Source organism: Mycobacterium sp. 852002-50816_SCH5313054-b, from assembly GCF_001667185.1.
Taxonomy (GTDB): Bacteria; Actinomycetota; Actinomycetes; order Mycobacteriales; family Mycobacteriaceae; genus Mycobacterium.
In genome coordinates this window covers 26,326-38,520 of sequence record NZ_LZIC01000076.1, presented here as the reverse complement: position 1 = coordinate 38,520, position 12,195 = coordinate 26,326, and the positions used below count along the sequence as shown (strand labels likewise).

Genomic DNA, 12,195 nt, shown 5'->3' with positions numbered 1-12,195 from the left:
AACCGTTAGTCGAGCAGTGGCGCGATCTCGGCGGGGTCGAAGTATTCGTCGATCCGGTCGATCAGGCCGCCCGTGCTCACCCTGATCACGATGCAGACCCGCATGGAGATCGATTGGCCGGCATGGCCCGTGGCGTGCAGGACGTGCTGCTGGACAAAGCCGCCGTCGAAAAGTTGGCGGTCCAGGATCTCGTAGCGACGCCGGGTGGTCGCGGTGATGAACCAGTCGATGACCCGCATCGCGCGCACCTTGTCGTTGTCGCGGTGCGCGCCGACGCGCCACACCGCAATGTCGTTGCTCCACAGGCGATCGACGCCCGCCACGTCGCCCCGCTCGATCGCCGCGAACAGGCGGTCGGCCGCGTCGACGATGGTTTCCGCCGTGGTGGTCGGCATGGTGGCTCCTAGTCTGTCTGGTCGTATCCGGGGTGGGCTACCGCCAGCCGGTTTCGCACCAGCGTGCGCAGGCAGGCGGTGAGCTCGTCGGCGCGCCCGTCCAGCTCGCCGGCCCGGATCGCGGCGGCGAGTTGCTCCTCATCGGCGTAACCCAAGCCGGCCAGCGCGGCACCGGTCTCCGCCTCGCCCTCGTCGAGCAGTTCGCGCTCGACGATGCGCAACGCGTTGGCGGCCACCCTGGCGTGAAAGTTGACCTGTCCGCCGGTCGCCTCCCGGACGTCGGTTTCCAGGAATTCGGCCACCGCGGCCACGAGTTCGGCCGCGAGCGGCCGGCCGTAGGCGCCGATCACGGCCGCACCTCCTCGAGCAGATCGAGCAGGTCCCACTCCGTCTCGCAGACGCGCCGGCCGATCGTCGCCAGCTCCACCGAGCGGAACTCGCCGCTGAGGTGCCGCTCGGCCTGGTAGCGGCAGATGACGCCCCAACGCAGCGTGGCCAGCACCAGCCACCAGTGCAACGCCACCCGGTCGACGGTAGTCGCGCTGGACTCCTCGTAGGACCGCACGAAGCTTTCGACGCTGCCGAGGCCCCCCGCCCCCAGGCTGGCCGGGGCGCCGAACCGCCACGCCCGGATGCAGAACCAGGCCAGGTCTTCGCACGCCTCGCCGATGTGCACCAGTTCCCAGTCGAGGACGGCGGCCAGCTGTGACCCGTCGACGATCAGGTTGCCCATCCGATAGTCCCCGTGCACCAGGACCGGGGCCGACGGTTGCGGCCGGTGGGCGGCCAGCCAGCGGAATGCCCATTCGAAGGTGGCGGTGGTGTCGCCCATGGCGTCGAGCCGCTCGCGCCACTGCACGAGTTGGTCCTCGTGGGCCAGGCCGGGGATTTCCGGGTCGGCCCGGTGGATGGCGGCCAGCGCCCCCGCGCACTGCCGCAGCAGCTCCGTTCGGTGCGCGTGCCCGCCGTCGGCCTCGAGCCGACGCTGGATGCGCCGGACGATGGTCTCGCCCTCGATCTCGTCGCAGATCAGAAACGGGTTGCCCAGCGCGGCAACCGAATCGTCGGCGACCAGGATGTGGGGGACCGGTGCGCCGGCCACGGCGGCCGCGGCCTGGGCGCGGGCCTCGAGCTCCATGCCGGCGTGCACGTCGTCGGGCGGGCCGGTGCGCAGGATGAGCGCACGGCGCCCGTCGCCGGTGACGGCATCGAACGCCCACGTGGTGCGGCTGGCGCCGCCGGTCAACGCGCGCAGCTGTTCGATCGCGACGCCCGCGCCGAGCGCGGGCGCCAGCACCCGCGCCAGCTTGCCGGCCAGCTCGTGGGTGTCGGTCACCTGTGGCCGAACTTGAACAGCCGCTGCGCCACCCGGCGGATCTGGATCTCCTCGGCGCCCTCGGTGATCCGGTAGCGGCGGTGGTGGCGGTAGATGTGCTCGAACGGTTCGTGGCGGCTGTAGCCCAGGCCGCCGAAGATCTGCATGGCCCGGTCGGCGGCGTCGCAGACCAGCCGGTTGGCGCGGTAGTTGGCCATCGACACCTTGTCCGAGACCTCCATGTGGTGGTCACGGTCCAGGTGCCAGGCCGCGTAGGCCACCAGCAGCCGCACCATCTGGGCCTCGGTCTGCAGCTCGGCCAGCGGCCATTGCACGGCCTGGTTGACCGAGAGTGGCTTGCCGAACACCGCGCGCTTGCCGGCGTAATCGGCGGCGCGGTCGATGCAGTATTGCGCGGCCCCCAGGCTGCTGGCCGCCTGCCGAATCCGGTTCTCGTGCAAGAACGTTTGCGCCACCTCCAGCCCACGGTCCACCTCCCCGAGCACCGCATCGGCGGGCACCCGCACGTCGGTCAGCTCGACTTCGCCGTGGTCGGTGGGCATGTTGAACGTCCACCAGTAGTAGGGAATGTTGAATCCCGGCGTGTCGGTCGGAACGAGGAAAGCGGTGATGCCCACCGCGGCTCCGGGCTCACCGGAGGTGCGGGCGAAGATCAGGTCGTGGGTCGCGCGGTGGACGCCGGTGTTGAATCGCTTGGAGCCGTTGATCACCCAGCCTCCAGAGCCCGAGCCGTCGCGTTGCGCGTTCGTCTCCAGCCACGTCGCGTCGGAGCCGTGCTGCGGTTCGGTGAGGCCGAACGCCATGGACCGCTCCCCGGTGATCAACGCCTCCGACCACAGGCGGCGTTGCTCGTCGGTGCCGAAGCGCTCCATCATGATCACCTGCGGGAAATTTCCGACGATCGACGATTCGTTCTGCAGGTCGTTGTGCAGGCCAAGGCCCTTGTGCGCCAGGTGTTCCCGGATGACGGCCATGTCCAGGTTGGTGCCGTCGCGACCGCCCAGCGACGCCGGCAATCCGTAGCGCAGCCAGCCCGCCTTGTCGGCTCGCCTGCGCATCTCGGCGAGCAGGTCCTCCCACTCGCGCGTCGGGATGCCGTCGTTGTCCCAATCGGTGCGGGCGTGCTCCCTGCGCTGGTCGAAGTACTGCATGTTCTCGGCCTGCAGCGGGGCGATTTCTCGCTCGATGAATGCGTCCATCTCCGCGAGCACCCCCGGAAGATGTTCCGGCAGTGTGAAATCCATGTCGACTCCTTACGCGCCGTAAAGCGTTTTCTTCCAAATGGTGGACAGGGTGGCGATGGCGTCCTCGTCGCAGATCTGCAGGCCCAGGCCCGATGGTCCGACGAACACGGTGGTGAAGTTCTCGAACAACAGCGCGATGGCCGCCGCGGTGTGTTCGGGGTTGAGCTCGGCGCCGTAACCGTGTTCCTGGGCGCGCCGGACCGACGCGGCCACGATGTCCATGCCGAAGCGCCGGAATTCGTTCTGGACGGTCGCGAAGCGTCGCTGGGTGGCGGCCAGCTGGGCCACGGCGATCATGATGCCGATGTTCTGTTTGAACATGTTCCAGTACCCGGTCACCACCCCGGTGAAAAACGCGTCGTCATCCGGCGATTCCGGCGGCTCGACGCTCAACCCGGACGGCCTGACGACCTCGTGCAGAAACGACTCCGCCAGCACGGCCAACAGGTCTTCCTTGTCGGCGAAGTACCGGTAGAACACGGCGGACGACTTGCCGGCCGCCGACGTGATGTCGGCCAGGGTGGTGCCGTGAAAGCCGCGTTCCGCGAACAGTTTTCGGGCTGCCTGTTCGATGGCCTGCCTGGTCTGGCGGCCCTTGGCGGTCAGGTTTTCGGTGGGCATCAGTTCCGGATTCGGTCGCCGGCGCGCAGCAGTGCACTCGGCAAGTCATGGCCCACAACGGATTTGGCGACTTCGGCGGCCGCGATGGCGGCCGGCAGGTCGACGTCGACGCCGATGTCGCTGTCGCGGAGCAAATAGACCAGGTCCTCGGTGGCGATGTTGCCGGTGGCGCCGGGCGCGAACGGGCAGCCGCCCAGCCCGCCCACCGAGGCGTCGAGCCTGGTGACCCCGGCGCCGACCGCGGCGTAGGCGCTGGCCAGGCCGGTGCCGCGGGTGTTGTGGAAATGCCCGCCCAGCGGCATGTCGCCGATCACCGGACGCAGTTGTGCGATCAGCGAAGTCACGCGCCGCGGGGTGGTGGTGCCGATGGTGTCGGCGATCGAGAAACGGTCGGCGCCCCTCTCGCGCGCCGCCGCACCGATATCGAGCACCCGCTGCGGCGCGGTCGGCCCTTCGAAAGGGCAGTCCCACGCGGTGGCGACGATGACCTCGACCGTGACGCCTGCGTCGTGGGCGATGGCGACGATCTCCTCGATCTGTCGGGTGGCCTCGGCGGCGGGCCGCCCGACGTTGGCCTCGCTGAACGCGTCGCTCGCCGCCACCACGTACTCGATCGACCGCAGTCCCGCGGCGACGGCGCGCCTGGCGCCGTTCGGACTGGCCACCAGGGCGGAGAACTCGATCTCGGGGTAGTCGCGCAGATGCGCGGCGAGTTCGGCGGCGTCGGCCATCGAGGGCACCTTGGACGGGGACACGAACGCCGTCGCTTCCACCTCGCGCACCCCGGTGGCGGCGACCGCGGCCAGCAATTCCAGCTTGGCGGCCAACGGGATTGGCTTTTCGATCTGCAGGCCGTCGCGCAGCGAAACCTCACGGATGTTCACGTGGGTCATAGCACCTCCTCGGCCCTCAGCCCGTCGAGCTCCTCGGCGGTCTTGCCCAGCAGCCCGATGTAGACGTCGTCGTTGTGTTGGCCCGGGCGCGCCGGCCCCGCGTTGCGGACACCGCCCGGGGATTCCGAGAGCACCGGCACGACGCCCGGCCCCAGCACGGTGCGCCGCACCCGCTCGTCGTAGTGTTCGACCAGCATGCCGCGGGCCCGCAGCTGCGGGTCGTTCACCACCTCCGCGACGGTGTTGATCGGTCCGGTGATCACCCCTGCGGCGGACAGCGTTTCGATGATCTGACCGGGCTCGCGTTCCGCGGCCCACGCGCCGATGATCCCGTCGAGTTCGTCTTGGTTGCGGCCGCGGGCGCCGTGGGTGGCGAAGCGGTCGTCGGCGGCCAGTTCCGGGCGCCCCAGGGCCTTGCACAGGCGGGCGAAAACCGTGTCCTGGTTGGCGGCGATCACCACCCAGGAGCCGTCGGCGGTGCGATAGATGTTGGACGGCGCGATGCCCTCCAGCCGGGTGCCCGACGGACCGCGCACCACGCCGCCCGCGTCGTAGTCGGGAATCGTGGATTCCTGGACCGCCAAGCACGATTCGGTCAGCGCGACGTCGACCACCTGTCCGTGCCCGGTGACGCTGCGACGGTACAGCGCTGCCAGCGCGCCTTGGGCGCCGAACATGCCCGCCAGGCTGTCGCCGAGCGAGAGCGCCAGCCGGGGCGGCGGACCGCCGGGAAAGCCGTTGAGGTGCCGCAGGCCGCTGGCGGCCTCGGCCACCGAGGCGTAGCCGGCCTTGTGCGCCTCGGGCCCCGTCTGCCCATAGCCGGACACCCGCACCAGGATGATGCCCGGATTGCGCTCACTGAGCGCGTCGTAGCCCAGGTTCCATTTCTCCAGCGTGCCCGGGCGGAAGTTCTCCACCACGATGTCGGATTTCGCGACGAGGTCGAGGAACAGCTCGCGGCCGCGTGGCTTGCGCAGGTCGAGGGTGATGGCCCTCTTGTTGCGCGCGTGCACGGTCCAGAAGACGTGGTGTCCGTCCAGTTCGGCCTGGCCCCAGGTCCGCAGGGGGTCCGGGGCGCCGGGGGGTTCCACCTTGATGACGTCGGCGCCCATGTCGCCGAGCAGCCGGCCGGCGAACGGCCCGGCGATCAGGGTGCCCAGCTCGAGCACCCGGATGCCGTCCAACGCACCTGTCATTCGGCGCCCGCGAAGTCGTGCCGGACCAGCCAGTCGGTGACCACCTCGACGGCGTGCCGCAGCTTGTCCCGTTGGTCGGGACCCGCGTAATAGTGTGTGGCGCCGGGAATTTCGTGCATCTCCTTGTCGGGGTGCCCGATCGCCTCGAAGAGCCGTCGGGTGTGGCTGGGCGTGCAGGCGTCATCGGCCAGGTTACCGATGACCAGCGCCGGGACCGCAAGATCGCGCCCACACGCCACGCCGTCGCCGCGGGCGTCGTCGTAGCTCCATTGCGACAGCCAGCCGCGCAGCGTCGAAAACCGGGCCAACCCGACCGGGCTCATGTTCACCACTCGAGGATCGCCCAGATAGCAGGTCCCCGGGGTGCGTTCGTTAGGATCGACGGCCGGGTCCAGCCAGCGCGGGTCGGCCATGGTGCCGTGCACGACGAAGCAGAATTCCTCGTCGGGGCGTCCGGAGGCCTTCAGTTCGGCGAGCTTTTCCTTGACCCACGCGGTGATGCGCCGGTTGCGGTCGATCTGCGCCTGCCGGTAGCGCTCCAGGAATTCCTGGCTGTAGGGCGGTTGGTTGGGGTTGTCCGGGTCGTACAGGTCCAGCTCGGGATCGCGCTTGGTGGGATCGGATTCGTCGAGAATGGACGCGTCCAGCCATTCGGTCAGCGTGCCGTGCCGGCTGATGTGCGCGGCCAGCAGCATGATCCCGTCGGCCTCGGGCAGGTCCAGCTTGGTGAGGTCGGGGCCGTCGCCGGACGGGCTCGCCGTGATCGTCGGTTTCTGGGCCTGCTGCTGGTAGAACATCGACAGCGAGCCGCCGCCGCTCCACCCGGCCAGCACGACTTGGGAGTAGCCCAGCCGGTTCTTGGCGTCCTTGATGCACTCGCCGAGGTCCTCGACCACCTTCTCCATCAGCAGCCCCGAATCCGTGCCGCGGAACCGGCTGTTGCAGTAGATGACGTGGTGCCCCGCCCGGGCCAGCGCGTTGATCATCGGCAGGTACGCGCCCCCACCGATCGGGTGCATGAAGACCAGCACGGTGTCGGACGGCTTGGCTTTCGGCTTGAGCAGATAGCTTTCCAGGACGGTGATCTCGGCCAGCCCGCCGTAGACGTCGCGTACCGCGGAATTGTTCTGGAAGGCAACCAGATACGGGATTCGGTCGTAGTCGTGCTTCACGAGTGCTGCCCCAGGTCGTGGGCGAGCACCTCGGCCGACGGTGTCAGCCGGCGGCGGGTGTCGACGGCGATCACCTGCCAGTCCACCCGCGAATGTTCGTCGAACTTGCGGCGCGCACGTTCCCGCGCCTTCTCCGGGGCGCCGTGGTGAACCCCTTGCGGCGCATGGGTGATCAGCCCGGGCGGCATCGGGATGCCGTACAGCGATCCGCCGTGAAAGAAGGCGATCTCGTCGTAGTCGACGTTGCGGTGGTACCAGGGCGTACGCTCGGTGCCGGCGACGCCCTCGGCGGGCTTGGGCAGGAAGTTCATCACGTAGACGCCGGTGGCCTGCATGAAGAGGTGCACGGTGGGCGGCAGGTGGACGCTGTCCGAGGTGATCACGTTGTAGTCGGCGATGTTGAAGGTGAACGCGAAGTTGTCGCCGCGCCAGCCCTCGACGTCCAGCGGATTGTGTTGGTAGAACAGCGTTGTCGGGCCGCCATCCCCAATAGGCCGGTGGAGGAGCCGGACCTCGTACTCGTCGCGTTCGTCGTCGCCGATCGGGGCCGGCTCCGGAATGGTGGCCTGCGACGGGTCGAACGGGAAGTGGCGGCCCAGCGCGCCGGGTGGCGGCACCCGGAATTCGTCGCTGGCCTCGATCATCAGCAGGGTGGTCTCGCTATCGGGTAGCTGGCGCCAGGTGCACGCCTTCGGGATGTAGACCCAGTCGCCCTCCCGGTAGCGCAGCGGCCCGAACTCGGTCTCCAGCAGGCCCGCTCCCCGGTGCACGAAGCACAGCAGATCTCCGTCGATGTGCCGGGCGTAGAACGGCATCGGCTCGTGGCGCCGGCTCAACGAGATTCGGCAGTCGTCGTTGCTGAACATCAGCAGCGGCCCGCCGTCGGCGTCGGTGGCGTCGCTGGGCTTGAGCTCGCCGGCGAGCACGTCGACGGGTCGCAGGGGGCCGACGGCCCGATAGGCGGTGGGGTCGTTGCGGCGGTACATGTTCGCGGTCCGGCCGGTGAACCCGCCCCGGCCCAGTTCGTCGTCCTTGAGCCCGTCGAGGTCGGCGTGCAGCCGTCGCGGTGTTTTCCCTTTTCGCAGGTGAACGAAGGATTCCATGGAGACTCCAAGCTCGGCGGGGCTACGAAACTGAAAGTGACATTACTTTTTGTTTACCGGCAGCACAAGGTGCTCGGCGCCCCAACTCCTCGAGACATAATCCATTGCGCACCGCGTCGGCGTGTCGTCGCAAACGTTTATGTGTCGCCGCGCCTCAATCGCGAACGCGCACCACAACTTTCCCTTTGGCCGTGCGATTCTCGAGCGATGCGACGGCCGCGCCGGCCCGCTCCAGCGGGTAGACCTCGGGCCTCGGGGCGGCCAGCCGGCCCGAGCTGAGCAGTGCCTCCAGCCCGGCCCACTGCTCGGCGAGCGCGCCCGGGTGCGTCCCCGCCCAGGCTCCCCAGCCCACGCCGACCACGTCAATGTTGTTGAGCAGCAGCCGGTTCACCTTCACGGTCGGGATCTCCCCGCCGGTGAAGCCGATGACCAGCAGCCGGCCGCCCGGGGCGAGCGAGCGCAGCGAATCGGTGAACCGGTCGCCGCCGACCGGGTCGACCACCACGTCGACGCCGCGGCCGCCGGTGAGCTCCTTGACCGCGTCCTTGAACCCCTCGGCCAGCACCACATCGGTGGCGCCGGCCGCCGTCGCGACGTCCGCCTTGTCTTCGGTGCTGACGACCGCGATGCTGCGCGACGCCCCGAGCAGCGACGCCAGCCGCAGCGTCGACGTCCCGATGCCGCCGGCGGCGCCGTGCACCAGCACCGTCTCGCCCTGGGCCAGCCGGCCCCGCACGGTCAGCGCGAAGTACACCGTCAGGTCGTTGAACAGCAGCCCGGCCCCGGCCTCGAAGCTCACGTTGTCCGGCAGCTTGAACACCCGGTCGGGCTGCAGGATCGCGACCTCGGCCATGCCCCCGGACAGCATCGTCAGCCCGACGACCCGGTCGCCGGGTTGCACGTGGGCGCCCTCCGGCGCGGAGCGCACCACGCCGGCGATCTCGGCCCCGAGCACGAACGGCGGCTCCGGCCGGTACTGGTAGAGGCCACGGGTCAACAGCGCGTCGGGGAAGGCCGCGCCCGCGGCGTACACGTCGACGACCACGCCGTCACCCGAGGGTTCCTCGACCTCCGCCACCTCGATCGCGTCCGGACCATCCAGCCGAGTCACCCGTGCAGCCCGCATGGTCGGACAGCCTACTGCCGACTCAAAATCCGCCGGCGACCCGCACCAGGGCGCGGCCGGAGAAGGCGCCGGCGCGCAGTTGATCGAGCACCCCGACGACGTCCTTGACGTCCACGTCGCTGACCACCGCCTCCAGGTGACGCGGCCGCAACGAATCACCCAGCAGCGCCCACAATTTGCGGCGCCGGCCGATCGGCATCAGCACCGAGTCCATCCCGAGCAGCGCGATGCCGCGCAGGATGAACGGCATCACGGTGGTGTGCAACGCCGGCCCACCGGTCAGGCCGCTGCAGGCCACCGCCCCGCCGTAGTCGACGGCGCTGAGCACATCGGCCAGGGTCGCCCCGCCCACGCAATCCACCGCGCCCGCCCAGCGCGTCTTGGCCAGGGGCCGCGGCTTGGCGTCGGGGTCCTTGGGCAACCGCCCGATAACCTCCGCGGCGCCAAGCTCTTTCAGCAGTCCGGCCGCCTGCTCCTTACCGCTCGATGCGACCACCCGGTAGCCGGCGGCGGCCAGCAGATCCACGCTGATGGACCCGACGCCGCCGGAGGCGCCGGTGACGACGACCGACCCGGCGCCGGGTTCGAGGCCCCAGTCGATCAACGCCTGCACGCTCATCGCGGCGGTGAAGCCGGCGGTCCCGATCGCGGCGCCCTCGCGCGGCGTCAGGTCGCCGAGCGCCACCACCTGGTCGGCCGGCAGCCGCGCGTATTCGGCGTAGCCGCCGTGGTGGCCGGTGCCGATCGCGTACCCGTGGGCCAGCACCTTGTCGCCGACGGCGAAGTCGGGGGAGTGCGACTCGACGACCTCGCCGGTCAGGTCGATGCCCGGCACCACCGGATAATTGCGGACCACGCCGCCGCCCGGCGTCAGCGCCAGCGCGTCCTTGAAGTTGACGCTCGAGTACTCCACCCGGATCGTCACCTCGCCGGGCGGGAGGTCCTCGGCGCTCAGCGTCTCGACCGACGCGCTTATCCGGTCACCATCTTGGCGCGCCACGAGCGCGTGAAACGTGTCCATACGACGACGCTAACCTCACCCCATGGATTCCTTTCCACTCGGTGGCTTTTCCGTCGGGCGCATCGGCTTCGGCGCGATGCAGCTGCCCGGCCCCAACGCGTTCGGGCCGCCGCGGGACCGCGCCGAGGCGTTGGCGGTGCTGCGGCGGGCCGTCGAGCTCGGCGTCGACCACATCGACACCGCCCAGTTCTACGGCCCGGACGTCGCCAACGAGCTGATCCGCGCGGCGCTGCACCCCTACCCGGAGAACCTGGCGCTGGTGAGCAAGGTCGGCGGTCGCCGCGACGACGCCGGCGCCTGGCTACCGGTGGGCGAGCCCGGCGACTTGCGGCGGGACATCGAGACGAACCTGCGGGCCCTGGGTGTCGACCGGCTGGCCGCGGTCAATCTGCGGCTGTTCGACAGCGACGGGCCGGATCACCTGTTCGACGATCAGCTCTCGGTGATGATCGAGGCCCGCGACGAGGGGTTGATCGCCGGGATCGGGCTGAGCAACATCAACCGTGAGCATTTGCTGCACGCCTTGGGTCGCACCGAAATCGTTTGTGTGCAAAACGCTTTCAATCTTGTTGACCGCGGCGCTGCCCCCGTGCTCGAAGAGTGCACGAGGCAGGGGATCGCGTTTGTCCCGTTCTTCCCCCTGGGGGCGGCGTTCGCGCGGCCGAACCCGGTGCTGAGTCACCAGTTGGTGACCGCCGCCGCCGAGCGGCTCGGCCGCACGCCCGCGCAGGTCGCACTGGCGTGGACGCTGAGCGTGGCGCCCAACGTGCTGCTGATTCCGGGCACCTCGTCGGTGCGGCACCTGGAGGAGAACATGGACGTCGCGTCCATCGAGCTGGACGAGGACACCCGCGAGCGGCTGGGCGCCGTCGCTACTTGAGTTCGGATGACGACAGCCCCAGCAGGCGACGGGCGACCACCAGTTGCTGGATCTGCTGGGTGCCCTCGAAGATGTCCAGGATCTTGGAGTCGCGCGCCCACTTTTCCAGCAGGGACTGCTCGGAATACCCTGCGGTGCCTGCCAATTCGACGGACTTGAGGGTGACGTCGCTTGCCATCCGGCCGGCCTTGGCCTTGCTCATCGACGCCTCTTTGGAGTTGGGGATCTTATTGTCGGCCTGCCACGCCGCCCGCAGCGACAGCAGGTAGGCAGCCTCCCAGTCGGCCTCCATCCGCAGGAACTCGGCCGCGGCCGCGCTCTGGGCGTGTGACGGCCGGTCGTAGGAGATCTCGACGCCGGCCTCGGTGAGGATCTTGCGGATCCCCTCCAGCGCGGCGCGGCCGACCCCGATGGCCATGGCGGCGACGATCGGCCGAGTGTTGTCGAAGGTCTCCATCACACCGGAAAAGCCCTTGCCGACCTCGATTTCGGGGTTGCCCAACAAGTTGTCCTTCGGGATGCGGGCGTTTTCGAACCGGATCGCCGCGGTGTCGGACCCTTTGATGCCGAGCTTGTGCTCGAGGCGTTCGACCGTGACGCCGGGGTGATCGCGCGGCACGATGAACGACTTGATCGCCGCGCGGCCCGCCGCCTTGTCCAGCGTGGCCCAGACGACGATGTGGGTGGCGCGCGAGCCCGCGGTGACGAAGATCTTCTCTCCGTTGATGACGTACTCGTCGCCGTCCAGCTTGGCGGTGGTGGACACCGCCGCCGAGTCGGATCCGAAGCCGGGCTCGGTGATGGCCATCGCCGCCCACACCTGGCCCAGGCGCTCTAGCTGTTCGTCGGTGGCGACCGCGGAGATGGCGGCATTGCCCAGACCCTGATAGGGGACCGAGAGCATCATCGCGACGTCGCCCCAGCAGGCCTCCAAGGTCTGCAGCAGCGCCGCCATGTTGGCGCCGTTGTGGTTCGTGCCGCGGTCTTCGTCCTCGTCTCGGAGGGCGTCGGCGCCGGCGAATTCGATTGATTCCGAGGCTCCCGCGAACAGGTTGAACAGGGTGTCCAGCTCGACCGGGTAGGCGTGTTCCTTCAGGTCGTACTTGCGCGCGATCGGTCGCATCATCTCCGCAGCGCCCTGGTGCGTCTTGACGACCACCGCTTGCAGCTTGCGGGGCAGTTCCAAATTGATTGCCATGATTGAACTT

At 69.3% G+C, this 12,195-nt stretch carries 13 protein-coding genes; 1 reads left to right on the top strand and 12 read right to left on the bottom strand.

Translation table 11 applies throughout. The features are described from left to right. Window positions 1-5: 5 nt before the first annotated feature. The 11 genes from A5787_RS16825 to A5787_RS16775 all read right to left on the bottom strand — a co-directional run bounded on the left by A5787_RS16825 (window position 6) and on the right by A5787_RS16775 (window position 10,107). Window positions 6-395: a nuclear transport factor 2 family protein gene (locus tag A5787_RS16825; protein WP_066968961.1), complete on the bottom strand. Its 390-nt coding sequence runs from the start codon at window positions 393-395 to the stop codon at window positions 6-8. Between the two features lie 8 nt (window positions 396-403). Continuing rightward, on the bottom strand, window positions 404-745 hold the full coding sequence (locus tag A5787_RS16820; RefSeq protein ID WP_066968959.1) for a DUF6285 domain-containing protein: 342 nt from the start codon (window positions 743-745) through the stop codon (window positions 404-406). Continuing rightward, window positions 742-1,731, bottom strand: coding sequence for a phosphotransferase family protein (locus tag A5787_RS16815; protein WP_066968957.1), 990 nt, complete (start codon window positions 1,729-1,731; stop codon window positions 742-744). The genes A5787_RS16820 and A5787_RS16815 overlap by 4 nt, the downstream gene beginning before the upstream one ends. Continuing rightward, a complete protein-coding gene (locus A5787_RS16810; protein WP_066968955.1) occupies window positions 1,728-2,975 on the bottom strand; it encodes an acyl-CoA dehydrogenase family protein in 1,248 nt (415 codons plus the stop codon). Before A5787_RS16810 ends, A5787_RS16815 begins: the two co-directional genes overlap by 4 nt. Before the next feature lie 9 nt (window positions 2,976-2,984). Beyond that, window positions 2,985-3,596 (bottom strand): TetR/AcrR family transcriptional regulator, encoded by a 612-nt coding sequence (locus A5787_RS16805; protein ID WP_066968953.1) that lies wholly within the window; start codon window positions 3,594-3,596, stop codon window positions 2,985-2,987. Continuing rightward, entirely contained in the window at window positions 3,596-4,489 is an 894-nt protein-coding gene (locus A5787_RS16800) for a hydroxymethylglutaryl-CoA lyase (RefSeq protein WP_066968951.1), read from the bottom strand. Before A5787_RS16800 ends, A5787_RS16805 begins: the two co-directional genes overlap by 1 nt. Continuing rightward, entirely contained in the window at window positions 4,486-5,685 is a 1,200-nt protein-coding gene (locus tag A5787_RS16795) for a CaiB/BaiF CoA-transferase family protein (RefSeq protein WP_066968949.1), read from the bottom strand. The genes A5787_RS16800 and A5787_RS16795 overlap by 4 nt, the downstream gene beginning before the upstream one ends. Continuing rightward, the gene (locus A5787_RS16790; RefSeq protein ID WP_066968946.1) at window positions 5,682-6,857 is read right to left on the bottom strand and encodes an alpha/beta fold hydrolase; all 1,176 of its coding nucleotides are present in this window, start codon (window positions 6,855-6,857) and stop codon (window positions 5,682-5,684) included. Before A5787_RS16790 ends, A5787_RS16795 begins: the two co-directional genes overlap by 4 nt. Next, window positions 6,854-7,960, bottom strand: coding sequence for a homogentisate 1,2-dioxygenase (locus tag A5787_RS16785; protein ID WP_066968944.1), 1,107 nt, complete (start codon window positions 7,958-7,960; stop codon window positions 6,854-6,856). The genes A5787_RS16790 and A5787_RS16785 overlap by 4 nt, the downstream gene beginning before the upstream one ends. Window positions 7,961-8,114: 154 nt before the next feature. Beyond that, window positions 8,115-9,086 (bottom strand): NADPH:quinone oxidoreductase family protein, encoded by a 972-nt coding sequence (locus tag A5787_RS16780; protein WP_066968942.1) that lies wholly within the window; start codon window positions 9,084-9,086, stop codon window positions 8,115-8,117. A 22-nt stretch (window positions 9,087-9,108) separates the two neighbouring features. Continuing rightward, window positions 9,109-10,107 carry an acryloyl-CoA reductase gene (locus tag A5787_RS16775; RefSeq protein ID WP_066968940.1) on the bottom strand — a complete coding sequence of 333 codons (999 nt, stop codon included), beginning with the start codon at window positions 10,105-10,107 and terminating at the stop codon, window positions 9,109-9,111. Between the two features lie 22 nt (window positions 10,108-10,129). On the opposite strand from A5787_RS16775, the gene A5787_RS16770 reads away from it, so the two are divergent. Then, complete coding sequence (locus A5787_RS16770; RefSeq protein ID WP_066968938.1) at window positions 10,130-10,987, top strand: oxidoreductase; 858 nt, start codon at window positions 10,130-10,132, stop codon at window positions 10,985-10,987. Here the strand turns inward: A5787_RS16770 and A5787_RS16765 are convergent. Next, the gene (locus tag A5787_RS16765) at window positions 10,980-12,185 is read right to left on the bottom strand and encodes an acyl-CoA dehydrogenase family protein (protein WP_066968936.1); all 1,206 of its coding nucleotides are present in this window, start codon (window positions 12,183-12,185) and stop codon (window positions 10,980-10,982) included. The two genes, A5787_RS16770 and A5787_RS16765, sit on opposite strands and share 8 nt — an antisense overlap. Between the last annotated feature and the right edge of the window lie 10 nt (window positions 12,186-12,195).